Genomic DNA, 26,727 nt, shown 5'->3' on the forward strand with positions numbered 1-26,727 from the left:
CGGCGTTGACGCATCCTGGTAGAGCACGGCCGAAACCAGGAGGCACCGGCGTGGCAGCGCAACGGGGATGGACACGACGTCTGGCCGGGTACGCCTGGCGGTATCCGAAGGACGTCGTCCTCGCCCTCGGCTCCTCGCTCGCCGGCATGGCCGTCCTCGCCGTCGTCCCGCTGATCACCAAGGTGATCATCGACGACGTGATCGGTGCCCACACCCGCGCCATGGCCCCCTGGGCCGGCGCGCTCGTGGGCGCCGCCGTCCTCGTCTACGCCCTCACCTACATCCGCCGCTTCTACGGCGGCCGGCTCGCCCTCGACGTCCAGTACGACCTGCGGACCGAGATGTACGGCACGATCACCCGGCTGGACGGCCGCCGCCAGGACGAGCTGTCCACCGGGCAGGTCGTCGGCCGTGCCACCAGCGACCTCCAGCTGATCCAGGGCCTGCTGTTCATGCTCCCGATGACCATCGGGAACGTCGTGCTCTTCCTGCTCTCCCTGGTGATCATGGCGTGGCTGTCGCTGCCGCTGACCCTGGTCGCCCTGGCCGTCGCGCCCGCCCTCGGCTGGATCGCCAGACGCAGCCGCAGCAGGCTGCACCCGGCCACCTGGTACGCGCAGGCCCAGGCCGCCGCCGTGGCCGGAGTGGTGGACGGCGCGGTGAGCGGCGTCCGCGTGGTGAAGGGGTTCGGGCAGGAGGACCAGGAGACGGACAAGCTGCGCGAGGTCGGCCGCCGATTGTTCGCGGGACGCCTGCGCACGGTCCGCCTGAACAGCAGGTACACCCCGGCCCTCCAGGCCGTGCCCGCGCTCGGCCAGGTCGCCATGCTGGCCCTCGGCGGCTGGCTCGCCGTGCACGGCCACATCACGCTCGGCACCTTCGTGGCCTTCTCCACCTACCTGGCCCAGCTGGTCGGCCCGGTCCGCATGCTCGCGATGTTCCTCACCGTCGCCCAGCAGGCCCGCGCCGGCACCGAGCGCGTCCTGGAGCTGATCGACACCGAGCCGACTCTCAGGGACGGCACCAAGACCCTCCCGCCCGACGCGCCCGCGACCGTCGAGTTCGACGACGTGTCCTTCGGCTACGACCGCGAGCGTCCCGTGCTGGAAGGACTGAGCTTCGAGATCCGTCCCGGCGAGACCCTCGCCGTGGTCGGCTCCTCCGGCTCCGGCAAGTCCACCCTCTCCCTGCTCCTGCCGCGCTTCTACGACGTCACCCACGGCGCCGTCCTGATCGGCGGCCACGACGTCCGCGAACTCACCCTGGACTCGCTGCGGGCCGCGATCGGACTGGTCCCGGAGGACTCGTTCCTCTTCTCCGACACCGTCCGCGACAACATCGCCTACGGCCGCCCGGACGCGACCCAGGAGGAGATCGAGGCCGCCGCCCGCGCCGCGCAGGCGGACCGCTTCATCAGGGAACTGCCCGACGGCTACGACACCAAGGTCGGCGAGCAGGGCCTCACCCTCTCCGGCGGCCAGCGCCAGCGCGTCGCCCTCGCCCGCGCCCTGCTCACCGACCCGCGCCTGCTGGTCCTGGACGACGCCACCTCGGCCGTGGACGCCCGCGTCGAGCACGAGATCCACGAGGCGCTGAAGCACGTGATGCGGGGCCGTACGACCCTGCTCATCGCCCACCGCCGCTCCACTCTCAACCTCGCCGACCGCATCGCCGTGCTCGACGGCGGCCGGCTCGCCGACGTCGGCACCCACGAGGAACTCCAGGAGCGCTCGGCCCTCTACCGCCGCCTGCTCACCGACCCGGACGAGCTGGGCGGGGTCTCCCCGGGCCGTGCCGTGCCCGCCGAGCGCCGGGAGGACACCTCCGTCCGCGACGAGCTGGAGGCCGAGTTCGACGCCGAGCGGGGCGTCACCCCGCGGCTGTGGACGGGCGACCGCGAGCCCAAGGACACGGCACTGGCCGGCACCCCGGCCACCCCGGAGCTGCTCGCCCAGGTCGAGGCGCTGCCCCCGGCCACCGACACCCCGGACGTCGACGAGGTCCGCGCCGTCCTGCCCGAGGACTCCTACGGCCTGCGCCACCTGCTGCGCGGCTTCCGTCTGCCCCTGCTCGTCAGCCTGCTCCTGGTCGCCGTCGACGCCGGCGCCGGCCTGTTGCTGCCGGTGCTGATCCGGCACGGCATCGACTCGGGCGTCACGAAGATGGCGATCGGCGCGGTCTGGGCGGCGGCGCTGCTCGGCCTGCTGACCGTGCTCGTCCAGTGGGCCGCGCAGACCGGCGAGACCCGGATGACCGGCCGCACCGGCGAGCGCGTGCTGTACACGCTGCGGCTGAAGATCTTCGCCCAGCTCCAGCGGCTCGGCCTGGACTACTACGAGCGCGAGCTGACCGGCCGGATCATGACCCGGATGACGACGGACGTCGACGCGCTGTCCACCTTCCTGCAGACCGGCCTGGTCACGGCGTTCGTCTCGGTCGTCACCTTCTTCGGGATCATGGTCGCGCTGCTGGTGCTCGACCTCCAGCTCGCGCTCGTCGTCTTCACCACCCTGCCCCCGCTGTTCGTGGCCACCTTCTTCTTCCGCCGGGCGAGCGTGAAGGCGTACGAACTCGCCCGCGAGCGGGTCTCGACGGTGAACGCCGACCTCCAGGAGACCGTGGCCGGGCTGCGCATCGTGCAGGCCTTCCGGCGGGAGCGGGACGGCGGGCGGCGGTTCGCCGAGCGCAGCGAGGCCTACCGCAGCGCCCGCGTCCGCGGCCAGCGGCTGATTTCCGTCTACTTCCCGTTCGTGCAGCTGCTGTCCTCGGTGGCCGCGGCGGCCGTGCTGATCGCGGGCGCGGGCCGGGTGGAGGCGGCCACGCTGACCACCGGCGCCCTGGTGGCGTACCTGCTCTACATCGACCTGTTCTTCGCGCCCGTCCAGCAGCTCTCCCAGGTCTTCGACGGCTACCAGCAGGCCACGGTGTCGCTCGGCCGCATCCAGGAGCTGCTGCGCGAGCCGACGTCCACGCGGACCGCCGACGAACCCCTCGACGTGCCGTCCCTGCGTGGGGACATCGCCTTCGAGGGCGTGCGCTTCGCGTACGGCGACGAGGAGGAGGCGCTGTCCGGCATCGACCTGACGATCCCGGCCGGGCAGACGGTCGCGTTCGTCGGCGAGACGGGCGCGGGCAAGTCGACGCTGGTGAAGCTGGTCGCCCGGTTCTACGACCCGACACAGGGCCGGGTCACGGTCGACGGCACGGACCTGCGGGCCCTGGACCTCACGTCGTACCGCCACCGGCTCGGGGTCGTCCCGCAGGAGGCCTACCTCTTCCCGGGCACCGTCCGCGACGCCATCGCCTACGGCCGTCCCGACGCCACCGACGCCGAGGTGGAGGCCGCGGCCCGCGCGGTCGGCGCGCACGAGATGATCGCCACGCTGGAGGGCGGCTACCTGCACGAGGTGGCCGAGCGCGGCCGGAACCTCTCGGCGGGTCAGCGCCAGCTGATCGCCCTCGCCCGTGCGGAACTGGTCGACCCGGACATCCTGCTCCTGGACGAGGCCACGGCGGCCCTGGACCTGGCCACCGAGGCGCAGGTCAACCAGGCCACCGACCGGCTGGCGGGCCGTCGTACGACCCTGGTGGTCGCCCACCGGCTGACCACCGCCGCCCGCGCGGACCGGGTGGTGGTGATGGACCACGGCCGGGTCGCGGAGGACGGCACGCACGAGGAACTGCTGGCCCGCGGCGGCCGGTACGCCGAGCTGTGGCGGACGTTCGTCGGCCAGTCCGAGCCGGAGGAGCCGGTCGGCGCCTCCCGCTGAGGCCCGGCCGGCCCGCCGCGCCGGGCCCTGCCGCCGGGTCGTCTCCCTGACGGTCGTGCAACCATCCGACACACCCGTGCGTCCGTACATCAGTACGGACACGCGGTGTGTGACCGGGACGGGGAGGACGACAGTGGACAGTGGTGCGATACGCCGGCACCCGCGCCGGCGCCTGGCGCTCGCCGCGGCCGTGCTGGCCGCGGCCGGGGTGCTCGGGCTGACGGCGACGGGGACCGCGCGGGCCGAGTCGGCGAGCGGCTGCGCCGGGCGCGAGGTGCGCACGCTCCCGTTCGCGTCCGGGATCACCCACGTCTACAAGCGCAACGGCTACGTCTGCGCCGTCACCGTCGCCAGACAGCCCGGGCCCAGCCGGACCATGTCGGTCAGCGTGCAGGCCCGCGGCAACCGGCCGGTCGTCGACAAGGGCCGCTACCGGCACCACGCCGGTCCGGTGACCGTGCACGCCGGCCACCGCTGCGTGTGGATCAAGGGCTCGGTGGGCAAGTACTCCGTCAGCTCGGGCTGGATCCTGTGCTGAGCGCGGCCCCAGGGCCCGGCCGCTGATCCGGAGCGCTCAATTCCCTCTGGTGGGACGGCAGTTGCCGGGATAGCTTCCGGCGCACATCTGTCTCACAGGGGAGAGTGCGCATGCGCAAGGCGCTCAGATGGCTGCTGGCGCTCACGGTGTTCATGGCAACCCTGAGCACGGCGGCCGGCGCGGCCACCGCCGCCGAGCCCGGGCCCACCGACATCAAGGACCGGCTCCTGTCGATACCCGGCATGAGCCTGATCCAGGAGAAGCCGTACCCCGGCTACCGCTACTTCGTGCTGAACTACACCCAGCCGGTCGACCACCGCCACCCCGGCCGGGGCACCTTCCAGCAGCGCATCACCGTGCTGCACAGGGACACCAGCCGCCCCACGGTCTTCTACACCAGCGGGTACAACGTCTCCACGACCCCCTCGCGCCGCGAGCCCACCCAGATCGTGGACGGCAACCAGGTCTCCCTGGAGTACCGCTTCTTCACCCCGTCCCGCCCGGCCCCCGCCGACTGGTCCACGCTGGACATCTGGCAGGCGGCGAGCGACCAGCACCGCGTGTACGAGGCCCTCAAGCCCCTCTACTCCGCCAACTGGCTGGCCACCGGCGGCTCCAAGGGCGGCATGACCGCCACGTACTACGAGCGTTTCCACCCCCGTGACATGGACGGCGTGGTGGCCTACGTCGCCCCCGACGACGTCGTCGACAAGGAGGACTCGGCGTACGACCGGTTCTTCGAGCGGGTCGGCACCAAGGAGTGCCGGGACCGGCTGAACGCCGTCCAGCGCGAGGCGCTGGTACGGCGCGGGCCGCTGGAGGAGAAGTACGCCGCGTACGCCGCCGAGAACGGCTACACCTTCTCCACCATCGGCAGCCTCGACAGGGCCTACGAGGCGGTCGTCCTCGACTACGTCTGGGGTTTTTGGCAGTACAGCCTCCTGAAGGACTGCGCCACCGTTCCGGCGGACGCCGCGACCGCGACCGACGAGGAGATCTGGAACTCGGTCGACACGATCTCCGGCTTCTCCGCCTACACCGACCAGGGCCTGGAGACGTACACCCCGTACTACTACCAGGCGGGCACCCAGCTGGGCGCCCCGACGATCCACTTCCCCCACATCGAGCGGAAGCTGATCCGCTACGGCTACCAGCCCCCGCGCAACTTCGTCCCCCGCTCCATCCCCATGCGCTTCCAGCCGGACGCCATGCGGGACGTGGACACGTGGGTGCGCCACCACGCCACCCACATGCTCTTCGTCTACGGCCAGAACGACCCCTGGGGCTCGGAACGCTTCCGCCTCGGCGCGGGCGCCCGTGACGCGTACGTCTTCACGGCACCCGGCGCGAACCACGGCGCGAACGTGGCGGGCCTGATCCCCGCCGAGAAGTCCCTGGCCACGGCCCGCATCCTGAAGTGGGCGGGCGCCTCCCCGGCCACCGTGGCCGCGGCGAAGCCCCTGGCCGGGTACGACGCGAAGCTGGACGCACGGGACACGGAGCGGGAACCGGCGTTGCGGCCGTAGCCCCGTCCCGGCCGGGGCCGGCGAGCAGCGCGGCCCGCGCCCCGGCCGGCCACCGCGAGCGCCACGCGGCCGGGAGCGGGATCAACCGCCTCGACAGACACCGGGGCCGCCCCGAGGTACGTGCCTCAGGAGCCGGTCCGCTTCTCGATCCGCTCCAGGGCCTGCCCCAGGTACCGGGCGAAGCGCGGGTAGTTCTCGCTCATCGGGAAGTGGCCGATCTCCTTCATCTCGATGAACTCCGCCCCGCGGATGGCCTCCGCGGTCCGGCGCCCGTCCTCGGGGGTGGTGAGGTAGTCGTACTCGCCGGTCAGCATGATCACGGGACACCGGTCGCCGTCGATGTCGTCCAGCCGGTCCCTGAGGTCGTGGTCGACCGAGTAGAAGTACAGGTCGCCCTTGAAGGCCTCCGAGCCCTGGGTGTAGTAGAACCAGGTCGCCCAGCGGTCCTGCTCCGGGGACTGCGGTGCCATGAGGTCCCACACGCCGCTGGCGCACACCTGGGCGGCGTTGGCGTGCGGATGCTGCCACCAGTCGAGGTAGAAGCCGGGCGAGTAGTCCGCGCCCTCGACGGGGATCACCGCTTTGAACCGGTCCGGATGCCGCAGGGCGAGTTGCAGGGCCACGTTCCCCCCGAACGACGACCCCATGAAGATCGGGTCCTCCAGTTCGAGGGCGTCGCAGAAGGCGACGATGAAGGACGTGAAGTGGTCCGCGGTGAGCCGGTACTCCTCCTTCCACCACTCCTGGTTCCACGGCGGGTCCGACTTGCCGTGCCGGGCGAGGTCGTAGGCGATCACCCGGTAGCGGCCGGTGATCTCCTCGTCCTCCAGGAGGCCCCGCCACTGGTGGTTGTGGCAGCCCGCGGTGTGCTGGCACACCAGAGGCGTGCCCTGCCCGTTCTCCAGGTAGAACACCCTGTACTGCGCGTCCTCCACGTCCATGGTGACGTAGTGGCCGGTGACCGGAGAGATCCTGCCGCTGACCATGGCGAGCTCCTATGTCTCACGAGGGGGAAGGGGCGGGCCCGGCCTCGTCCGCCGGCCCGAGGGGGCCCGTGACGCGCAGCAGCTCCAGCTGCCGGGTCACGCAGCGCAGGTTCTGCATGAGCACGAGCAGGTCGCCCTCCAGGCGCATGCCCCGCCGGAACGTGGCCGCCCAGATGCCGTGGCACATCGGCGGAGGCGTCTCGCTGCAAAAGCCCCGCCATGTCTCCGCGTCCGCGCGGATCGCGAAGTCGTAGGCCGCCAACGGCTCGGGATCGATGATCAGTTCGTCCACCTTCCCCTTGTGCATCCGCACGAGGAACCGGTGGGGGTCCATGTCCAGCAGGAAGCTGCACGAGTAGTACGTGCCGTGGGCCTGCAGTTCCGGATCGTCGTCGCTCAGCCGACGGAACTCCTCCGCCGCGTCGCTCGTCGTCGCTGACGTCATGTGGCACCTCGAACCGTGTCGTCGCCGCCGAGCGCCGGGACGTCGCACCGGCAGGGTGAGCAGCCGATCGCCGGCCGGCGACCACTTCCCGGCCTCGCTCCTTCCAGCCTGGGCATCCTGTCGGGCGCCTGCAATCCGGGTGAGGGGCGGCGGCCGGTGCGGCGGATGACCAGCCGTCGTATCCCGGCGAGGCCGAGGCGAGTGAGCTGGGAGGATGGCCCCGCTGCCGCATGAACGGCGCTTGCGTTCCTGCCGGGCGGGGCCGTTGGTGTCCGCACCGTGGCCGGCTGCCCAGGCCGGCCACTCTCGGTACACGGTCTAGTAGGTCAGCCCATGGCCGATCGGGTACAGCACCCGCGTGGGGTCGTCCGCCCGCTGCACCGGCACCGGCAGCTTCCCGCGCGGTCGCACCCGGCCCGCGATCACCCGTGCGGCGGCGCGCAGTTCGACGTCCGTCCAGCAGTACGTGGCCAGGCAGGCGCGGACGGACGGGAACTGCGCGACGTCGTACGGGTTGCGGACGGCCAGCGCGACCACCGGCGTGCCCGTGGCCAGCAGGCGGTCGACCAGCGTGCGCTGGGTGCTGGACGCCGTCACGTTGTACGTGGCCACGATCACCGCGTCCGCGTCCCGCGCGGCGGTGACCGCCTGGTCGATGACCGCGGCGGAGGGCGCGGTGCCGGTGGACAGGGCCGTGGCGGTGAAGCCCAGTTCGGTGAGGGCGGCGGCCAGGACACCGGTGGGCGGGCCCGTGGTGCCGGACGGGGAGGCCGGGTCGGCGCCGACGACCAGGAGCCTGCGCCGCGTGCGGCGGTCGAGGGGCAGGGTGGCGTCCTCGTTGACCAGCAGGGTGGTGGTGCGCTCGGCGATGCGGTCGGCGACGGCCAGGTGCGCCTTGGTACCCACCGTGCGGTCGACGTCCGCCCGGTCGGCCCAGGGGCGGTCGAAGAGCCCGCGCCGGGCCTTCAGGCGCAGGATGCGCAGGATCGACTCGTCCAGGCGCGCCTCGGTCAGCTCGCCCTCCCGCACGGCCTTCAGCACCGCGTTCCAGGCCACGTCCAGCGACGGCGGATTGAGCAGCTGGTCCACGCCGGCCTTGAGCGCGAGCACCGGCACCCGGTCGTCGCCGTACTTGGTGCGCACGCCCTGCATGCCGAGCGAGTCGGTGATCACGACACCGTCGTAGCCGAGTTCCCCGCGCAGGATGCCGGTCAGGATCGGGTGGGAGAGGGTCGCCGGGTCGCCGGAGTCGTCCAGCGCCGGGAACTGGATGTGCGCGGTCATGATCGAGTCGATGCCCGCCCGGATCGCGGCCCGGAAGGGCACGGCGTCCAGCTTCTCCCACAGTTCGCGGCTGTGGGTGATGACCGGGAAGCCGTAGTGGCTGTCGACGGCGGTGTCCCCGTGGCCCGGGAAGTGCTTGGCGGTCGCGGCGACCCCCGCGGACTGGTAGCCCTCCACCTCGGCGGCGACCAGGGCGGCCACGGCCTCCGGGTCGGCGCCGAAGGAGCGGACGCCGATGACCGGGTTGGCCGGGTTGACGTTCACGTCGGCGTCGGGGGAGTAGTCCTGGTTGACGCCCATCGCGCGCAGTTCGGCACCGGAGATCCGGCCGAGGGCGCGGGCGTCGGAGCGGGAGCCGCCCGCGCCGACCGCCATGGCGCCGGGGAAGAGGGTGGCGGGCTCGCCGATCCGGCACACCGCGCCGTGCTCCTGGTCGGTGGCGATGAGCACCGGCAGGCCGCGCGGCTGGTCCAGGGAGGCCCGCTGGATGCCGTTGGAGAGGTCGGCGATCTGGTGCGGGTCGCGGGTGTTGTGCGCCCAGGCGAAGTAGATGATGCCGCCGACCCGGTACTTGGCGATCAGCTCGGCGGCCGTGCGGACGCCGATCTCCTGGAGGTTGGCGTCGACGTCCGCCTGGTCGGGGGCGGTGGCGGAGTGGCCGTAGACCCGCATCACGAAGAGCTGGCCGACCTTCTCCTCCAGCGTCATGCGGGAGATCAGGGCGCGCAGCCGGCGGTCGTCGGGAGTGGCGGCGTGGGCGGTCGCCGGTACGGTCAGCGCGGCGGTGAGGCCCGCGGTCGCGGCGAGGACGGCGCGTCTGGACGGCCGTGCGGTGCGTCTGCCGGCACTCGTGGGGCTCTGCGTGCCTCCCGCGCCGGCGTCGCTTCCCGTGCCGGTGCCGCTTCCCGTGCTGGTGTGGTGCACGTGCGCTCCTTCCCGAGGAGAACCGCTGAAGGAAACTTCCGAGGAGTCACCAATATCCGGGAAGTTTCTTTCCGTCAAGGCAATGCACAGTAACCACCAAGGGGCGGCCGGCCGCGTACGCGCGGCGCGCGTCCGGGCGTTCCGCCTGCTTCCAGGGGGCTCGCTGGACCGGTGGACACCCGCCGTGGAGGATCACCGGCATGACCACACGCGCGTACCTGATCCTGCACGGCTGGCAGAACCACCGCCCGCCGGAGCACTGGCAGCACTGGCTCGCCGGCCGGCTCACCGCCCTCGGCCACCGGGTCGGCTACCCGCAACTGCCCGACGCCGACGACCCCGACCTGGACGTCTGGCTCGGCGAACTCGCCCGCCACCTGGAGGAGCTGAACGGACCGGAGGAGCGGGTCGTGGTGGCCCACAGCCTGTCCGCCGTGCTGTGGCTGCACGCCGCCGCCCGGCGCATGGAGCAGCAGCGGTACGCGGACCGGGTGCTGCTCGTCTCCCCGCCGTCCGGCCCCGTCCTCGCCCGGTACCCGGAGGTGGCCGCCTTCGCCCCGCCCGCGCCCGGCTTCACCCTGCCCGGGCCGACGCGACTGGTGGCGGGCGACGACGACCCCTACTGCCCCGGGGGCGCGGACACGGTCTTCGCCGGGCCGCTCGGCATCCCCGCCGACATCCTGCCCGGCGCCGCCCACCTCGACCTGGACGCCGGGTACGGCCCCTGGCCCGCGGTCCTGGACTGGTGCGTCGGCGGCACCACGCCGCTCACGGCACGTCCGGCACCGCGCTAGCTAGGGCCTCCCGTTCGGATCATGCCGGGCTGCGGATGATCCGAACGAAAGACCCTAGTAGCCTCCGTCCCGCAGTTCGGGTGTCGTCGTCGCGACCGCCGCCACCGCCAGCACGCACAGCAGGCCACCGCTGATCAGGGCGGTCGTGCCCGACGTCCAGCCGGCGAGCAGACCGCCGCGCGCGTTGCCGAGGCTGGGACCCGCCTGCCCGACGATCTGCTCGGCCGCCGTGACCCGCCCGAGCAGCGCGTCCGGGGTGCGGGTCTGCACGATCGTGGAACGCGAGACCACGGCCGTGGCGTCCGCCGCGCCGGCCAGCGCGAGCAGCACCAGGCCCAGCCAGGGGTCGCCGGCCAGGCCGAACAGCACCAGGGCCGCGCCCCAGGTGGCGGACGCGCACAGCATCACCGGGCCCGGCCGGGAGAGCCGGGTCAGCGGGCCGGACAGCGCGGTCGCGGCGACCCCGCCCACCGCAAGCGCCGACAGGAACAGGCCGAGGGTGCGCGGATCGTCCCCGAACCGCTCGGCGTTCACCAGCGGGAACAGGCTCACCGGGAACGAGAGCACGGTCGCGGCGAGGTCGGTGACCAGCGCGCCCCGCACCACCCGGTGCCCGGCCAGGAACCGCAGCCCGTCCAGCACCCCGTGCAGCCCCGCCCGCGACGGCTCGCCCCGCGGCGGCAGCGCGGGCAGCCCGCGGGCGCCGTAGAAGGCGAGGCCGAAGCTGAGGGCGTCCAGCAGGTAGCAGACGCCGATGCCGAACCAGCCCAGCAGCAGCCCGGCCAGGGCGGGACCGATCAGCATCATCGACTGACCGCTCACCTGCTGGAGCGCCAGCCCGGCGGCCACCTGCTCCTTGGGCAGCAGCCGCGGTACGAACACCCCGGCGGCCGGGGCGCCCAGCGCGCCGAAGCTGGACTGCGCGGCGACGAGCAGCAGGACGGCCGCCGGCGGCACGTGCCCGGTGAAGCCCTGCACGGCGAGCAGCAGCGAGCAGGCCGCCTGGCCGACGGTCGCCGCGAGGTAGATACGGCGCCGGTCGGCCCGGTCCACCCACGCCCCGGCGAACAGCCCGAACACCACCAGCGGCAGTGCCTGGGCCAGCCCGACGGCTCCGGTCCACGCGGTGCTGCTGGTCTGGTCCCAGACCTGGTACATGACCGTCACCATGGTCATGAACCCGCCGAGCACGGACACGGTCCGGCCGATCAGCAGCCGCCGGAAGACGGGGGAGGTGCGCAGGGGGCGTACGTCGACGAGCGAGCGGGCGAGGCTCATGAGCGGAAGCGGGCGCACGGCCCCGGTGGCTGCATCACCGGGGGAGGGTAACCGTACGCCGACGCCCCGGCCAGCGAATATCGGAGCGGCGGGGGCCGGCCGGCTAGGCCGCCTCGCCCAGCACCCTCAGCAGATGGTCACGGCCGGCGGCGAGCAGACCGGCGAGCGGCGCGGCCTCCTCGTGCCAGCGCTTCTCGTACTCCCAGCACAGCCAGCCGTCCCAGTGGTGGCGGGACAGCACGTCCACGCACTCGCTGAGCGGCAGCACCCCGGCGCCGAGCGGCAGCGGGGTGGTGTCCTCGGCCGAGGCGATGTCCTTGACCTGGACGTAGCCCAGGTGGGGGGCGAGGGCCGCGTAGGTGTCCGACGGCTGCTCACCGCCCAGCCAGGTGTGCATCACGTCCCACAGCGCCCCCACCTGCCGGTGCCCGACCGGGCCGAGGATCCGGATCGCGTCGGCGCCGGTGCGGTGCGAGTCGTGGGTCTCCAGCAGGAGCCGGACGCCCAGGGCGGTGGCGTCCTCGGCGGCGGTGCCGAGCCGCCGGGCGGCGATCCCGTCCGACTCCTCGCGGGGGCGGTCCGGGTCGGCGCCGGGCAGGACCCGGACGAACGGCGCGCCCAGGTCGTGGGCCAGCCGCAGGAGGTCCCGGACCTCCTCCAGCACGGGCGCGTCGTCACCCGGGGCCGCGACGCGCGCGTACCCGGCGAGGCCCAGCACCTCGACCCCGGAATCCCGGAACAGGGCCGCGGTCTCGGCTCGTCGGGCGGGACTCAGGCCGGGGTGCACCGGTTCCTCGGGATGGGCGCGCAGTTCGACACCGTGGTAGCCGTGCGCGGTCGCGAGCGCGAGGACCTCCGGGACGGGCAGGCCGGGGACACCGAGAGTGGAGAACGCCAGCTTCATGGGCACGGACCCTACCCGCCCCACCCGCCCCACGACGCGACTGTCCGCGCTGGGCGGACCGAGGGGCGGGGTGCGGTACGCATCGGCCTGGGCGGGTACTCCGCTCGGTTCGCCGGGGGCTGGGCCGTGGCCGGGGGAGGCGGTGGTGGGGGCCGGGGTGAGGGGTGCTGGGTGGGGGCCGTCGGCGGTCCAGGCCGACCGGAGTCACGGCTGCCGTACACCTGCCTGCCCCGGCCGAGGGCGCCACCGCCCTTGGCCGGCCGGTGCCCGGGAGGCCGCGCGTCCGTCCGGTGCGGGCGGTGCGCGCACCCGCGTCGTGGCCGGCAGGAACCGTCACCGGCGGCGCGGGCGCCGCCGTCACCCGACCGGTCCGCGCAGCGCCAGCCGCCAGTCCTGGCCGACCAGGTCCTTGCCGAAGGAGTGGTGGGGCCGCTCGGCGACCAGGGCGAACCCGTGCCGCCGGTAGAGGCGGCGGGCGCTGCCGAGCACGTCGTTGGTCCACAGCACCAGGTCCCGGTAGCCGGCCCCGCGGGCGAAGTCGATCACGGTCCGCACCAGCCGGTCGCCGACGCCGTGCCCGCGCGCCTCCGGCTCCACGAGCAGCAGCCGCAGCCGCGCCGCGCCGGGCGTGTCGTCCCGTACGCACATCACACAGCCCACGGGCCGCCCGGCCAGCTCCGCGATCCACACCCGCTCCAGACGCGGATCGTGATCCTGCGCGTAGTCGGCGACGATCCGGGCGACAAGCCCCTCGTACTCGGTGTTCCACCCGAACTCGGCCGCGTACAGCGCGCCGTTGCGCTGCACGATCCACCCCAGCTCCCCGGCCCGCGGCTCCCGCACCACCACGTCCGCGGCCTGCTTCCGCCCGCCCAGGATCTCCCGGATGGTCCGCATGGCCTCGGCCAGCCTGTCCCGGTCCGCCGGAGCGACGCCGTCGAGCAGCACCCGGACCGACTCCCCGGCCCGTTCGTCCAGCAGGGCGGCGGTCTCGCGTCCGCGCGCGGTCAGCGTGATCCGGCGCCGGCGCGGGTCGTCCCGCGACGGCTCCCGCCGGATCAGCCGGTCCTCCTCGAAACGGTTCAGGATCCGGCTCAGGTACCCGGCGTCGAGCCCCAGCCCGCCGCGCAGGTCGGCCGCGTCGAGATACGGCGCGTGCGCGAGTTCGTACAGCACACGGGCCTCGGTCAGGGTGTACGGGGCGTACAGGTGGCGCTCGTAGTCCAGGGCGCCGATCACACCCGTGTAGAACCGGTTGAAAGCGCGGACGTCCTGGACGGTCACGATCGCCCCCGGATGCTTGACCCCGTCAGAGATCCTGCTCCTCCGAGCCTAGGACGCCCCCGCGCCGCCGTCCACGCCTACGACCGCCCGGCCGGCCGGTACACGTTCACCTGCGCCCCCGTCTTCGCGGTGGCCGACGACACCAGCTCCCAGCTGCGCAGCCCGCCGTCGGCAGGGAAGACCGACTTCCCGCCGCCGAGCAGCACGGGCATGACCACGAGCCGCAACTCGTCCACGAGCCCCGCCGAGATCAGTGCCCGCACCAGCGTGGGGCTGCCCATCATCGCCAGGTCCCCGCCCTCGGCGGCCCGCAGCTCCCGCACCGTGTCCAGGGCCCGCGCGCCCGGGATCCGCACGGTGTTCTCCCAGCTCAGCTCCGACTCGTCGAGCGTGTCGGTCACGACGTACTTCTTCATGGAGTTCAGCCGGTCGGCGAACGGGTCCCCGGCCCGCTCCGGCCACGCGGCGGCCATCGTCAGGTACGTCCGCCGCCCGTACAGCAGCGCCTCGGCCTTCTCCAGACCCGCGGCGAAGGCCCCGCCCACCACCTCCGGATCGAAGAACGGGTGTGACCACCCACCGTGCGCGAACCCCCCGTCGGTGTCCTCCTCGGGCCCGCCCGGGGCCTGTACGACTCCGTCAAGGCTGATGAACTCGGTGACGACGACCCGCATGGTCCCGCTCCTTGAGGTACGTGGTCCGTTGCTTACGACGGTGAAGACGCCCGGGGCCCCGAAAACTCATCGGTGCCGCCGGTCCTGCCGGTGCCGCCAGTGCCGCCGTGCCGTCGGGAAGCGGCGGCCGGGCCGCCCGCCCCGACACCGCGCACCCCCGACTCCAGGCGGAACCCCGTAAGGGCCCCGCACCCTCACTCCCGCGGAACCCCGGAGGACCCCCGCACCATCAGCTCCCCGCGCACCGAGGCGATCCCCCCGGGCGGCGGCTCCTCCCGGCCCATCGCGATGCGCCCGGCCCGCGCCCCCGCCTCCGCGAGCGGCAACCGGACCGTCGTGAGGGACGGCACCGCGTCGATGCTGAACGGCAGGTCGTCGAAACCGGCCACCGAGACGTCCTCGGGGATGCGCAGCCCGGACTCCCGCAGCGCGGCGCAGGCACCGAGGGCGACGGAGTCGTTGGCGGCCACGATCGCCGTCAACGAGGGGTCCCGGCGCAGCAGTTCCAGCGTGGCCTCGTGACCGGACCGGCGGTCGTAGCGGCCGTGGACCGTCCGGCGCGGGTCCTCCTCGACGCCCGCCGCCGCCAGCGCCGCGCGGTGGCCCTCCAGACGGTGCCGGGTGGTCGTGCGTTCCTCGGGGCCGGCGATGTAGCCGAGCCGGCGGTGGCCGAGGCCGATGAGGTGGCCGGTCAGCGCGCGGGCGCCGCCCCGGTTGTCGAAGGTCAGCGCGACGGCCTCGGTGTCCGGCGCCGGCGGGCGCCCGCACAGCACCACCCGCGTCCCGGCGTCCGCCAGCTTGCGCAGCTTGGCCGCGACCGCGGCCGCGTGCGGCGCGTCCTCCACGGCCCCGCCGGTCAGCACGACGGCGGCGGCCCGCTGCCGCTGGAGCAGGGTCAGATAGGTCAGCTCGCGCTCGGGGGAGCCGCCCGTGTTGCAGACGACCGCGAGGCGTTCGCCGCCCGCGCGCCCGCCCGGCCCGCCGATCTCCGCCTGGATCGCGCTGGCCATGATCCCGAAGAACGGGTCGGCGATGTCGTTGACGAGGATGCCGACGAGGTCGGAGGTGGCGGCGGCGAGGGCGCTCGCGGGGCCGTTGAGGACGTAGTCCAGCTCGTCCACGGCGCGCAGCACCCGTTCGCGGGTGGACGCGGCGACCGGGTAGTTGCCGTTCAGCACGCGCGACACCGTCGCGGGGGAGACCTGGGCGCGGGCCGCCACGTCCGCCAGGGTCACGGTCATCGTCGTCCTCCGGTCACGCGTCGTCTGGTACGCCCTCGTAGACAGCCGGGCGTCCGTCCTGGTTCCGAGCAGACCTTAAGGCCACGACCCGTGGTTGTTCGCCCCCTCGAACAACTCGGAGCGGACACGGTCTTGTACAGACCGGTTCCAGAGGCTAGCTTCTCCCGTGTAGAAAGCGCTTGCTATCTGATGGCTGAACTGCTTGCCCCACCGGCCCGCGAAGGGGACTCACGTGACACGCAAGACGGTGCGCATCGCCATGAACGGCGTGACCGGACGCATGGGCTACCGCCAGCACCTCGTCCGGTCGATCCTCGCCCTGCGCGACCAGGGCGGCCTCGACCTCGGCGACGGCACCGTGCTCTGGCCCGAACCGATCCTGCTCGGCCGCCGCGAGCACGCCCTGCGGGAGATCGCCGAGCGGCACGGCCTGGACCAGGTCTCCACCGACGTGGACGCCGTCCTCGCCGACCCGTCCGTCGACATCTACTTCGACTCCCAGGTCACCTCCGCCCGCGAGGAGGCCCTCACGAAGGCGATCACGGCCGGCAAGCACGTCTACACCGAGAAGCCCACCGCCACCGGCCTCGCGGGCGCCCTCGCCCTCGCCCGCCTCGCCCACGGCAAGGGCGTCAAGCACGGCGTCGTCCAGGACAAGATCTTCCTGCCGGGCCTGCTGAAGCTGAAGCGCCTCGTCGACGGCGGCTTCTTCGGCCGGATCCTCTCCGTGCGCGGCGAGTTCGGCTACTGGGTCTTCGAGGGCGACTGGCAGCCCGCCCAGCGCCCCTCCTGGAACTACCGCGCCGAGGACGGCGGCGGCATCGTCGTCGACATGTTCCCGCACTGGGAATACGTCCTGCACGAGCTGTTCGGCCGGGTCACCTCCGTCCAGGCCCTCGCCGCCACCCACATCCCCCGGCGCTGGGACGAGAACGGCAAGCCCTACGACGCCACCGCCGACGACGCCGCCTACGGCGTCTTCGAACTGGAGGGCGGCGCCGTCGCCCAGATCAACTCCTCATGGGCGGTGCGCGTCCACCGCGACGAACTCGTCGAGTTCCAGGTCGACGGCACCGAGGGATCGGCCGTCGCCGGCCTGCGCGGATGCCGCGTCCAGCACCGCAGCGCCACCCCCAAACCGGTGTGGAACCCGGACGTTCCCGCCACCGACGCCTTCCGCGACCAGTGGCAGGAGGTGCCCGACAACGCCGAGTTCGACAACGGCTTCAAGGCCCAGTGGGAGCTGTTCCTCAAGCACGTCCACGCCGACGCCCCCTACCGCTGGGACCTGCTGGCCGGCGCCCGGGGCGTCCAGCTCGCCGAACTGGGCCTGAAGTCCTCCGCCGAGGGCCGCCGCATCGACGTGCCGGAGATCTCCCTGTGACCCTCCGACTCCCCGCGGCCGACGGCACGCTGCGCCCGTACGAGCCGCGCACCGCGCCCCTCTCCCTCGCCCCCGGCGCCCCCCTCACCTCCCGTACGGTCTTCGCGGCGGCCCATGTCGTCGCCGACCCGTTCGCCGACGTCCCGCCCGGCGCGCCCGCCGCCCTCGACTGGGACGCCACCCTCGCCTTCCGCCGCCACCTGTGGTCCCACGGGCTCGGTGTCGCCGAGGCCATGGACACCGCCCAGCGCGGGATGGGCCTGGACTGGGCGGGCGCCGCCGAACTGATCCGGCGCAGCGCCGCCGAGGCGCGCTCGGCCGGCGGCCGCATCGCCTGCGGCGCCGGCACGGACCAGCTCGCCGGGGGCACTCTCGCGCAGATCAGGGCCGCGTACGAGGAGCAGCTCGCGGTCGTGGAGGAGGCGGGCGCCCAGGCCGTCCTCATGGCCTCCCGGGCGCTGGCCGCGACGGCGAAGGGCCCCGAGGACTACCTGGAGGTCTACGGCCACCTCCTGCGCCAGTGCGCCGAACCGGTGATCCTGCACTGGCTCGGCCCGATGTTCGACCCGGCCCTGGAGGGCTACTGGGGCTCGTCCGACCTGGACGCGGCCACCGGGACCTTCCTGGAGGTGATCGCCGCCCGTCCCGACAAGGTCGACGGCGTCAAGGTCTCCCTGCTGGACGCCCGGCGCGAGGCCGGCCTCAGACGGCGGCTGCCGCGGGGCGTGCGCTGCTACACCGGCGACGACTTCCACTACCCGGAGCTGATCGCGGGCGACGACCAGGGCTTCAGCCACGCCCTGCTCGGCGTCTTCGACCCGCTGGGCCCGCTCGCGGCCGCGGCGGTACGGGTCCTGGACACGGGCGACGTCCAGGGCTTCCGTGCACTCCTCGACCCCACGGTGGAGTTGTCCCGCCACCTGTTCCAGCCGCCCACCCGCTTCTACAAGACGGGGGTGGTGTTCCTCGCCTGGCTCGCCGGCCACCAGAGCCACTTCGCCATGGTCGGCGGCCTCCAGTCGGCCCGGTCCCTGCCGCACCTGGCCCGCGCCTACGAACTCGCCGACGGCCTCGGCCTGTTCCCGGACCCGAGGCTCGCCGAGGAACGGATGAGGACCCTTCTGTCGCTGTACGGGGTGGACCGGTGAACACGGCGGAACTCGCGCGCTTCTCCGTCAACCAGATGACGGTCAGGCAGCTGTCCCTGCCCGAACTGGCCGACGCCTGCGCCGCGCTGGGCGTTGCCGGTGTGGGCCTGTGGCGGGAACCGGTGCGGCGGTACGGCGTGCGGGCCGCGGCCAAGCTGGTGCGGGACGCGGGCCTGACGGTGACGACCCTGTGCCGGGGCGGCTTCCTCACCGCGACCGACCCCGTCGAGCGGGCCGAGGCGCTGGGCGACAACCACGCGGCGATCGACGAGGCCGCCGCCCTCGGCACCGACACCCTGGTCCTGGTCTCCGGCGGACTCCCCGCCGGCAGCAAGGACCTGCGCGGCGCCCGCGAACGCGTCGCCGACGCGCTGGCCGTCCTCGCCCCCTACGCGGCCGAACGCGGCGTACGCCTCGCCATCGAGCCGCTGCACCCGATGTACGCGTCCGACCGCTGTGTGGTCTCCACCCTCGCCCAGGCCCTGGACCTCGCCGAACGCTTCCCCGCGCACCAGGTCGGGGTGACCGTGGACACCTACCACGTCTGGTGGGACGACCAGGCGCCCGCGCAGATCGCCCGCGCGGGCGCGGCGGGCCGCATCCACACCTTCCAGCTCGCCGACTGGACCACGCCCCTGCCCGAGGGCGTCCTCAACGGCCGCGGCCAGCTCGGCGACGGAGCGATCGACATGCGTCAGTGGAGGCGCCGGGTGGAGGCCGCCGGGTACTCCGGCCCCATCGAGGTCGAGCTGTTCAACGAGCGGCTGTGGGCGCGTGACGGGCGGGAGGTGCTGGCGGAGACGGCGCAGCGGTTCGTGGAGCACGTGATCCGCTAGGGCCTCTCGGACCATGCCGGGCTCGCGGGATCCGGCCTGATCCGGACGGAAGACCCGGGCTCACCCGCGCGGAGGAATTCCGGAAGCGGGTGCAACCATTCCGTCGCCCGCCGTGTCGTACCTGTCGTCGGAACCACGGGGGACCCGGGGGGGGGGATCGGGTTCCGGCGAGGGAGGGGAAACGCCGAGGGGGCGTCCCGGGCCTGTGGGCCGGGGACGCCCCCTCGCTACGTGCCGGCCGTCTCCGCCCTAGAAGAACACCCCGCAGCGCAGCAGGACGTTCGCGTACGGCCGGGCCTCGCCGGTGCGGACGATCAGCCGCGCCCCGGCCGAGAGCTCCTTCAGCCGCTCGTGCGGGACGAGGGCCAGCCGAGGGAAACGGGTCCGCAGCAGCCCGGCCGCCGCCGGATTGGCCGCCTCCACCTCCTCCGCCGCCGTGGCGCCCTCCACCACCAGCTCGGCCAGCAGGCCGTCCAGCACCTCGGCGAAGGACGGCACACCGGCACGGAAGGCCAGGTCCACCACCCGGGGCCCGTCGGGTATCGGCATGCCCGCGTCGCAGACCAGCACCCCGTGCCCGTGGCCCAGCTCGGCCAGGGCGCCGGAGAGATGACGGTTGAGGATCCCCGCCTTCTTCACAGGGCCTCGACCTCCTCCGCCGTCGGGTACGACTCCTGCGCGCCCCGCCTGGTCACGGCCGCCGCGCCGACGCGGGCCGCGTAGGCCGCCGCGTCCGCCAGGCCCGCACCCGCCCCCAGCCTCCAGGCCAGGGCCGCGGTGAACGCGTCCCCGGCACCCGTGGTGTCCACCGCGTCCACCTTCACCGACGGCACCCGGGCCGTCCCCGAGCCGTCGGCGACCAGCGCACCCTGCGCGCCCAGCGTCACCACCACCGAGCGGGGACCCCTGGCCAGCAGCAGCCGGGCCCAGTCCTCGGGGTCGTCGCTCGTGCAGGCGTCCCCGAGGACCACCCGCGCCTCGTGCTCGTTCAGGATCAGCGGGTCGCACGCCGCCAGCACCTCCGCGGGCAGCTCACGCGGCGGGGACGGGTTCAGCACGAAGCGACTGCCCGGTGCCAGGTTCCGTACGACCTCCACGACCGTCTCCAGCGGGATCTCCAGTTGCGCCGACACCACCCGGGAGGCGCCCAGCACGCCCGCCGCCGCCCGGACGTCCGCCGGCAGCAGGCGGGAGTTGGCACCCGGCGACACCACGATGCTGTTGTCACCGGACGGGTCGACAGTGATCAGCGCGACCCCCGTCGGGGCCCCGCCCACCAGCACGCCCACCGTGTCGACCCCGGCCGCGCGCAGGGAGTCGAGCAGCAGCCGGCCGTGGCCGTCGTCGCCGACCCGCGCCAGCAGGGCCGTGGCGGCACCGAGCCGGGCCGCCGCGACCGCCTGGTTGGCGCCCTTGCCGCCCGGGTGCACGGCCAGATCGCCGCCGAGCACCGTCTCGCCGGCGGCCGGCCGCCGCTCGACGCCGATCACCAGGTCGGCGTTGGCCGATCCCACGACCAGGAGGTCGTAGTCGTACATCAGTTGACTCCCCTGAGAGATGACGCCAGGCGGGCCGGCCCCGGAAGTGCCCGGGGCCGCCCGCCCGAGTCGCCTGTTGTCAGCCGGTGAAGCCGGCCACGTTGTCCTTCGTGACCACCTTCACCGGCACCTTCACCGTCGGGTCCACCTTGTCGCCCTTGACCGCCTTCAGGGCGTTGTCCACGGCGATCTTCCCCAGCTGCGAGGGCTGCTGGGCGACGGACGCGTACAGCGTGCCGTTCTTGACCGCGGTCAGTCCGTCCGGGGTGCCGTCGAAGCCGACCACCTGCACGGACCTGCCGGCCTTGGAGCCGAGCGCCTTGATCGCGCCGAGGGCCATCTCGTCGTTGGCGGCGATGACGCCCTGCACGTCCGGGTGGGCCTGGAGCAGGTTCGACATCACGTCGAGGCCCTTGGTGCGGTCGAAGTCCGCGGGCTGCTGCGCCAGCACCTGGATGCCCGGGTAGGCCTTGAGGCCCTGGGCGAACCCGGCCGCCCGCTCCCGGGCCGCCGACGTGCCCGCCTGGCCCTGGAGGATGACGATCTTGCCCTTGCCGCCCAGCTTCTCGGCGATCGTCTTCGCGGCCAGCTCGCCACCGGCGACGTTGTCCGAGGCCACCAGCGTGTCCACGGACGCGTGGTTGACCCCGCGGTCCACGGCGATCACCGGGATCTTCGCCTTGTCGGCTGCCTTCACCGAGTTGCTCGCCGCGTCCGAGTCCACCGGGTTGACGATGATCGCGCCCAGGCTCGAACTGGTGAAGTTCTGGAGCTGGTTGGCCTGCTGCGAGGCGTCGTTCTGCGCGTCGGTGACGGTCAGGTCCACGCCCAGCTTCTTCGCCTCGGCCTGGGCACCCGACCGGATCTGCACGAAGAAGGGGTTGTTCAGCGTGGACAGGGACAGACCCAGCTTCGGGGTCGTGGACGACGAGGAACCGCCGTGCAGGAAGGAGGTCGCGCCGACGATGGCGACGGTCACCACGGCGGCGAGCGCGTACGTCGCCGCCTGCTTGCCCTTCGGCCCGCCCGTGCCGGCGGCCACCGGGGTCGCGCCGGCCTTGCGGCGCACCGTGTCCAGCAGCACCGCCAGCGCGATCACCACACCGATCACGACCTGCTGCCAGAACGCGGACACCGACAGCAGGTTGAGGCCGTTGCGGAGCACCGCCAGGATCAGCGCGCCGATCAGCGTGCCGGACGCCTTGCCGGTGCCGCCCGCCAGCGAGGCGCCGCCGATGACGACCGCCGCGATGGCGTCCAGCTCGTAACCGTCGGCGGCCTGCGGCTGCGCCGAGGACAGCCGGGACGCGAGCACGATGCCCGCCGCCGCGGCGAACAGCCCGGACAGGGCGTAGATCGCGAGCTTCTGCCGCTGCACCCGGAGACCGGACAGCCGCGCGGCCTCCTCGTTGCCGCCGATCGCGTACATGGAGCGGCCGATGTACGTGCGTCCCAGCACGAACGCGGCGATCAGCCCCATCACCACCATGACCAGCACCGGCACCGGCAGCCAGCCGCCGAGGGTGTCCCCGAGGTGGGAGACCGAGTCCGGGAAGGCGATGGGCGAGCCCTGCGAGATCACCAGGGCCAGACCGCGGCCCACCGACAGCATGGCCAGCGTCGCGATGAACGGCGGCAGCTTGCCGTAGGCGATGAGGAAACCGTTCACCAGACCGGCGACGATGCCGGTGGCGACCGCCATCAGCACCGCCAGCACGACCGGCACCCCGTGGGAGGTGGCGCTCCAGGCCAGCACGGTCGCCGACAGCGCGGCCACCGAGCCGACCGACAGGTCGATGCCCGCCGAGACGATCACGAAGGTGACACCGAAGGCGAGGATCGCCGTCACGGCCGCCTGGACGCCGATGTTCAGCAGGTTGTCCGTCGTCAGGAAGTCGCCGGACAGCGCCGACAGGGCGATGACCAGGACGATCAGCGCGGTGAGCGCGCCGTTGTCGAGGAGCAGCCGGCGCAGGCCGCCCGGGGCGCCACTCGCGCCCGCCGGCCTCTTGAGCGTGTCAGTGGCCACGGGGGGCCTCCTTGTCGGTGGTGGGGGTGGAGCCGGCGGCGGAGTCCGGGCCGGCGGTCGGGGTGGAGACGGCGAGCGCCATGACGGCGTCCTGGGTGGCCTCGTCGGCCGGGAGTTCACCGGCGATCCGGCCCTGGGCCATCACCAGCACCCGGTCGCTCATGCCGAGCACCTCCGGCAGATCGCTGGAGATCATCAGCACGGCGGCACCGGCGGCCGTCAGCTCGTTGATCAGCTGGTAGATCTCGACCTTGGCGCCGACGTCGATACCGCGCGTCGGCTCGTCCAGGATCAGCACCTTGGTGTCGGCCAGCAGCCACTTGCCGATGACGACCTTCTGCTGGTTGCCGCCGGACAGGGTCCGCACGTGCTGCCCGAGGCCCGCCATGCGCACGCCCAGCTGCCCGGCGATCCGCTCGGCGGCCGAGTACTGCGCCTTGCGGTCCACCAGCCCGGCCCGGGTGGCCGACCGGAGGGTCACCAGCCCCAGGTTCTCCGCGACGGAGGCGTCCAGCACCAGGCCCTGGCCCTTGCGGTCCTCCGGCACCAGCCCGATGCCGGCCGCCATCGCCGCGTTCACGTCGTGCCGCTTGAGCTCGGCACCAGAGACCCGCACGACCCCGTGGTCGTACGGATCGGCGCCGAACACCGCCCGGACGACCTCCGTACGGCCGGCCCCGACGAGCCCCGCGATACCGACGACCTCGCCGGCGTGCACCTCGAAGCTCACGTCGTGGAACACGCCGTCACGGCCCAGCCCCTCGACGGACAGCAGCGCGGCACCCTTCTCCGGCCGCTGACGCGGGTACTGCTGCTCGATGGAGCGCCCCACCATCAGCCGTACGAGCTCGTCCTCGGGCGTCGAGGCGGGCACCTGCCCGACGCTCCGCCCGTCCCGGATGACGGTCACCCGGTCCCCCAGGGCGGCGATCTCCTCCAGGTGGTGGGTGATGAAGACGATCCCCACGCCGTCCTCGCGCAGCGACCGCACGATGGCGAAGAGCTTCTCCACCTCCTCCGAGGTGAGCACGGCGGTCGGCTCGTCCATGATGAGCACGCGCGCGTCCAGGCTGAGCGCCTTGGCGATCTCGACCATCTGCAGCCGCGCGATGCCGAGTTCCCGCACCCGCGCGCGTGGCGACACGTCGACCCCGACACGCTCCAGCAGCGTCGCGGCCTGCGCCTCCATCCGCTTCCGGTCGATCATCCCCAGCCGGCGCGGCTGCCGCCCCAGGAAGATGTTCTCGGCGACGGTCAGATCGGGAACCAGGTTGAACTCCTGGTAGATGGTGGCGATCCCGAGGCGTTCGGAGTCCTGCGCACCGTGGATGCGCACCTCCTCACCTCCTGCGAGAATCCGGCCGGCATCGGGGGTGTAGGCACCGGAGAGCATCTTGATGAGGGTGCTCTTGCCGGCGCCGTTCTCACCGAGCAGTACATGGACCTCGCCCCGGCGCAGGTCGAAGTCGACGCCGTCGAGCGCGACCACGCCGGGGAAGGTCTTGCGTATGCCCTCGATGCGCAGCAACTCGTCCGGGTTGCTCACGACGTGCTCCTTTGCACTGGGGAGGGGGACTGCGTGGGGGGTGCGGGGGTCTGGGAGGGCACGTGCGCCTCTCCGCAGGAGCGGCGTACGACGAGCCGCGCGGGCAGGGTGACGGAGCGCGGGGTGCGCCCCTCGATCCGGTCGACCAGGGCCCGTACGGCGGCCCGCCCGAGCTCACCGGTCGGCTGGGCGATGGCGGTGACCGGCGGATCGGTGTGCACGAACCACGGGATGTCGTCGAACGCGGCCAGCGCGATGTCGTCGGGCACGCGCAGCCCGCGCGCGCGTACGGCGTCCAGCGCGCCGAGCGCCATCAGGTTGTCGGCGGCGAAGACGACCTCGGGCGGCCGCGGCAGGTCGAGGAACCCCTCGGTGACCCGCCGTCCGCTCTCGGCCTGGAAGTCGCCCTGCCCGATGTAGGTGTCCGGGAGCGGCAGCCCGTACTCGGCGAGCGCGGCCCGGAACGCCTCCACGCGCTCACTGCCGGTCGTGGTGGCGGCGGGCCCCGCGATGATGGCGAGGCGCCGGTGTCCGAGCCGGTGGAGGTGGGCGACGAGATCGCGCACGGCCGCCTGACCGTCGGCCCGTACGACCGGCACGGCGACGCCGGGGATCCACCGGTCGACGAACACCATGGGCGTCCCCGCCCGGGCGGCGTCGAGCATCAGGGGCGAACCGCCGTCGGTGGGGGAGACGAGCAGCCCGTCGATCCGCCGGTCGAGCAGGTTCCGTACGTGGTGGTCCTGGAGTTCGGGCCGTTCGTCGGCATTGCCGATGATCACGCTGTAGCCGAGCGCGCGGGCCTCTTCCTCGACGGAACGGGCCAGCTCGGTGAAGTAGGGGTTCAGCACGTCGCTGATGACCAGTCCGAGCGTATGGGTCTGGTCCGTCCGCAGGGACCGGGCGACGGCGTTGGGCCGGTACCCCAGGGTGTCCACGGCCCCCATCACCCGCGTCCGCGCGTCGGCACTGACGGACGGATGCCCGTTCAGCACGCGCGACACGGTGGCCACGGACACACCCGCCGCAGCGGCCACGTCCTTGATGCTCGCCATCGCCGGTCCCACCTCCTCGTGGACTCGTGGAATCGATTACATCGATGCCGTAGGGAGGATTGGAATCGATTACACGGGCGGGAGGCAAGGGGCGACGGACGGCCGAGACCCAATCGTGACCGGAGTGACGCGGCGCACTCGCCCCCGGTCCGGACGAGCCACCCGGCACGGGACGGACGATCAGACCGGGAGGGTTCTCAGAATACAAACCACTCGGCCCGCGAACTGGCTGCTGAAAAGCGAATGACACAAATGAAAAAACGCACTTCCAACGTTTCCTCTGCGCCGATGTTCACTCATTTGCCGCGCATCTGGAGGAGAGGGGGCGGCGTTAGCTCGAATATGACGACAGCACGGTTCCATGGCTTGCCTCACCGCGACGCGAGGAAAGACAGTCTGTCTGCGAGTCGTATGGCGACGGTGGCAAAGTATATTTACACACCCGGTGTTGCACGCTCGCTGGAGGCGCGTGGCATCTTGCGCGGGGACGGCGTGCGCGTCGAGCCCCAGGCCACCGAATCGCTGCTCCGCGAGTTCCTCACGCTGCTGGAAGCGGTGCAGGAGGAACTTAATCAACGGTGGACCGACCAGGCGAACTCTGACTGTCGCGCGGATCGCGTGTGACGGGGGCGGATCTCCATGAATCACGACTATGCGGGTTCCTCCTTCGCCCGGCGTGAACGGTATGCGGACACACCTCCTTACACGGTGGGTACCGTCTGGCACGGCAGCCCCGTCGACGCCCTCGACACGGAGGCCCTCCTGGTGCCACCCGACTCGGGCTGGGACCCGGCCGAGGAACTCGCCTACCTGCTGCAGGAGGCCATCCCGGCCGAGCAGCCGGCCGTGGTTCCGCCCCCGCGCAACGAGCCGTCACCGCCTGTCGACTACGCCGACCCGATGGAGAACCTGGCCCGGATCACCTCGCAACTGCCACCCATCCGACGCCCCTCCGCCGGGGCCGGACACCGCAAGAGCCGGGTTCGCAAAATCCGCGTCAAATGGATGCAGACCAGCAGCTTCGTGATCGCCGCATTTGTCGCCGTCATCGTGGCGATGGTCAGCGTATTCGGCGGAATGGCGGCCTACGGGCCACTGCGCCACATCACGTCGGGCACGAACGGCGAGATGTTCGCCTGGTGGCCCATTCTGGTGTACGGCCCCTGGATGGTGGCTTCCCTCTCCATCCTGCGAAGCGCCTTGCACCAGCGCCGAGCCCTGCACTCGTGGTTCATCGTCCTGCTGTTCTCGTCCGTGGCGATGATGCTGTGCGTGGTCCAGGCCGACCGAACGATCACGGGAATCGCCGGCGCCGCCCTCCCGGCATGCGCGTCCCTGGCATGTTTCCAGCAACTGGTCCGCCAGATCACGCTGACGCTCCCCCCACGCCAGGACAAGCCCCGCCACCGCCGGTAACCAAAGCGTCGCGGCCCTCGCAGACCCAACAGGCAGACCCGTTCCACCTCCGTCCCGCCTCACCCGGGCCCTCCCCCCACGCCCCCGGCCCGGTTCCGCCGATCACCCCCGCCGCCCCCACCCGGCA

The 26,727-nt window shown here is 72.8% G+C and carries 22 protein-coding genes; 9 read left to right on the forward strand and 13 right to left on the reverse strand.

The genetic code is table 11. From position 1 onward, the window contains the following. Positions 1–50 precede the first annotated feature (50 nt). From LG395_RS17425 to LG395_RS17435, 3 genes are all read left to right on the forward strand, one after another. Positions 51–3,770 (forward strand): ABC transporter ATP-binding protein, encoded by a 3,720-nt coding sequence (locus tag LG395_RS17425; protein ID WP_225810360.1) that lies wholly within the window; start codon positions 51–53, stop codon positions 3,768–3,770. Positions 3,771–3,903: 133 nt separating this feature from the next. Next, positions 3,904–4,308 carry a hypothetical protein gene (locus LG395_RS17430; protein ID WP_171156017.1) on the forward strand — a complete coding sequence of 135 codons (405 nt, stop codon included), beginning with the start codon at positions 3,904–3,906 and terminating at the stop codon, positions 4,306–4,308. Between the two features lie 110 nt (positions 4,309–4,418). After that, positions 4,419–5,834, forward strand: coding sequence for a S28 family serine protease (locus tag LG395_RS17435; protein WP_225810361.1), 1,416 nt, complete (start codon positions 4,419–4,421; stop codon positions 5,832–5,834). 125 nt (positions 5,835–5,959) lie between these two features. Here the strand turns inward: LG395_RS17435 and LG395_RS17440 are convergent, their stop codons facing one another. The 3 genes from LG395_RS17440 to LG395_RS17450 form a co-directional block, all read right to left on the reverse strand. After that, the gene (locus LG395_RS17440) at positions 5,960–6,820 is read right to left on the reverse strand and encodes an alpha/beta fold hydrolase (RefSeq protein WP_171156020.1); all 861 of its coding nucleotides are present in this window, start codon (positions 6,818–6,820) and stop codon (positions 5,960–5,962) included. A 16-nt stretch (positions 6,821–6,836) separates the two neighbouring features. Beyond that, positions 6,837–7,265 carry a hypothetical protein gene (locus tag LG395_RS17445; protein ID WP_225810362.1) on the reverse strand — a complete coding sequence of 143 codons (429 nt, stop codon included), beginning with the start codon at positions 7,263–7,265 and terminating at the stop codon, positions 6,837–6,839. Positions 7,266–7,583: 318 nt separating this feature from the next. Further along, entirely contained in the window at positions 7,584–9,473 is a 1,890-nt protein-coding gene (locus LG395_RS17450; protein ID WP_225810363.1) for a glycoside hydrolase family 3 protein, read from the reverse strand. 200 nt (positions 9,474–9,673) lie between these two features. On the opposite strand from LG395_RS17450, the gene LG395_RS17455 reads away from it, so the two are divergent. After that, entirely contained in the window at positions 9,674–10,267 is a 594-nt protein-coding gene (locus tag LG395_RS17455) for an RBBP9/YdeN family alpha/beta hydrolase (protein WP_171156026.1), read from the forward strand. A gap of 54 nt (positions 10,268–10,321) precedes the next feature. Here the strand turns inward: LG395_RS17455 and LG395_RS17460 are convergent, their stop codons facing one another. The 5 genes from LG395_RS17460 to LG395_RS17480 form a co-directional block, all read right to left on the reverse strand. Beyond that, the gene (locus tag LG395_RS17460) at positions 10,322–11,545 is read right to left on the reverse strand and encodes an MFS transporter (protein ID WP_225810364.1); all 1,224 of its coding nucleotides are present in this window, start codon (positions 11,543–11,545) and stop codon (positions 10,322–10,324) included. 103 nt (positions 11,546–11,648) lie between these two features. Next, positions 11,649–12,449 (reverse strand): sugar phosphate isomerase/epimerase family protein, encoded by an 801-nt coding sequence (locus tag LG395_RS17465; protein ID WP_225810365.1) that lies wholly within the window; start codon positions 12,447–12,449, stop codon positions 11,649–11,651. A 357-nt stretch (positions 12,450–12,806) separates the two neighbouring features. Continuing rightward, positions 12,807–13,733, reverse strand: coding sequence for a bifunctional helix-turn-helix transcriptional regulator/GNAT family N-acetyltransferase (locus LG395_RS17470; protein ID WP_225810366.1), 927 nt, complete (start codon positions 13,731–13,733; stop codon positions 12,807–12,809). A gap of 77 nt (positions 13,734–13,810) precedes the next feature. Then, the gene (locus tag LG395_RS17475; RefSeq protein ID WP_171156034.1) at positions 13,811–14,407 is read right to left on the reverse strand and encodes a dihydrofolate reductase family protein; all 597 of its coding nucleotides are present in this window, start codon (positions 14,405–14,407) and stop codon (positions 13,811–13,813) included. Positions 14,408–14,601: 194 nt separating this feature from the next. After that, positions 14,602–15,648, reverse strand: a complete 1,047-nt coding sequence (locus LG395_RS17480; RefSeq protein ID WP_171156036.1) for a LacI family DNA-binding transcriptional regulator — start codon at positions 15,646–15,648, stop codon at positions 14,602–14,604. Positions 15,649–15,880: 232 nt separating this feature from the next. On the opposite strand from LG395_RS17480, the gene LG395_RS17485 reads away from it, so the two are divergent. From LG395_RS17485 to LG395_RS17495, 3 genes are read left to right on the forward strand one after another with little or no spacing between them, the layout of a single operon-like run. After that, on the forward strand, positions 15,881–17,032 hold the full coding sequence (locus tag LG395_RS17485; protein WP_225810367.1) for a Gfo/Idh/MocA family protein: 1,152 nt from the start codon (positions 15,881–15,883) through the stop codon (positions 17,030–17,032). Further along, a complete protein-coding gene (locus LG395_RS17490; protein ID WP_225810368.1) occupies positions 17,029–18,180 on the forward strand; it encodes a dihydrodipicolinate synthase family protein in 1,152 nt (383 codons plus the stop codon). Before LG395_RS17485 ends, LG395_RS17490 begins: the two co-directional genes overlap by 4 nt. A gap of 35 nt (positions 18,181–18,215) precedes the next feature. Beyond that, positions 18,216–19,016: a sugar phosphate isomerase/epimerase family protein gene (locus LG395_RS17495; protein ID WP_263982697.1), complete on the forward strand. Its 801-nt coding sequence runs from the start codon at positions 18,216–18,218 to the stop codon at positions 19,014–19,016. Between the two features lie 249 nt (positions 19,017–19,265). On the opposite strand, the gene rbsD is transcribed toward LG395_RS17495, so the two are convergent. The 5 genes from rbsD to LG395_RS17520 all read right to left on the reverse strand — a co-directional run bounded on the left by rbsD (position 19,266) and on the right by LG395_RS17520 (position 25,184). Next, the gene (gene rbsD, locus LG395_RS17500) at positions 19,266–19,655 is read right to left on the reverse strand and encodes a D-ribose pyranase (protein WP_171156044.1); all 390 of its coding nucleotides are present in this window, start codon (positions 19,653–19,655) and stop codon (positions 19,266–19,268) included. After that, positions 19,652–20,554, reverse strand: coding sequence for a ribokinase (locus LG395_RS17505; RefSeq protein WP_171156046.1), 903 nt, complete (start codon positions 20,552–20,554; stop codon positions 19,652–19,654). Before LG395_RS17505 ends, rbsD begins: the two co-directional genes overlap by 4 nt. Positions 20,555–20,633: 79 nt before the next feature. Continuing rightward, the gene (locus LG395_RS17510; protein ID WP_171156049.1) at positions 20,634–22,583 is read right to left on the reverse strand and encodes an ABC transporter permease/substrate-binding protein; all 1,950 of its coding nucleotides are present in this window, start codon (positions 22,581–22,583) and stop codon (positions 20,634–20,636) included. Continuing rightward, positions 22,573–24,129 (reverse strand): sugar ABC transporter ATP-binding protein, encoded by a 1,557-nt coding sequence (locus LG395_RS17515; RefSeq protein ID WP_171156051.1) that lies wholly within the window; start codon positions 24,127–24,129, stop codon positions 22,573–22,575. The genes LG395_RS17510 and LG395_RS17515 overlap by 11 nt, the downstream gene beginning before the upstream one ends. Beyond that, on the reverse strand, positions 24,126–25,184 hold the full coding sequence (locus LG395_RS17520; protein ID WP_225810370.1) for a LacI family DNA-binding transcriptional regulator: 1,059 nt from the start codon (positions 25,182–25,184) through the stop codon (positions 24,126–24,128). The genes LG395_RS17515 and LG395_RS17520 overlap by 4 nt, the downstream gene beginning before the upstream one ends. Before the next feature lie 411 nt (positions 25,185–25,595). On the opposite strand from LG395_RS17520, the gene LG395_RS17525 reads away from it, so the two are divergent. Then, the gene (locus LG395_RS17525; RefSeq protein WP_171156055.1) at positions 25,596–25,808 is read left to right on the forward strand and encodes a hypothetical protein; all 213 of its coding nucleotides are present in this window, start codon (positions 25,596–25,598) and stop codon (positions 25,806–25,808) included. Between the two features lie 84 nt (positions 25,809–25,892). Further along, positions 25,893–26,600, forward strand: coding sequence for a DUF2637 domain-containing protein (locus LG395_RS17530; protein ID WP_171156057.1), 708 nt, complete (start codon positions 25,893–25,895; stop codon positions 26,598–26,600). Positions 26,601–26,727: the final 127 nt, after the last annotated feature.

The organism is Streptomyces spinosus (genome assembly GCF_020400655.1).
GTDB classification, from domain to species: domain Bacteria; phylum Actinomycetota; class Actinomycetes; order Streptomycetales; family Streptomycetaceae; genus Streptomyces; species Streptomyces argyrophylli.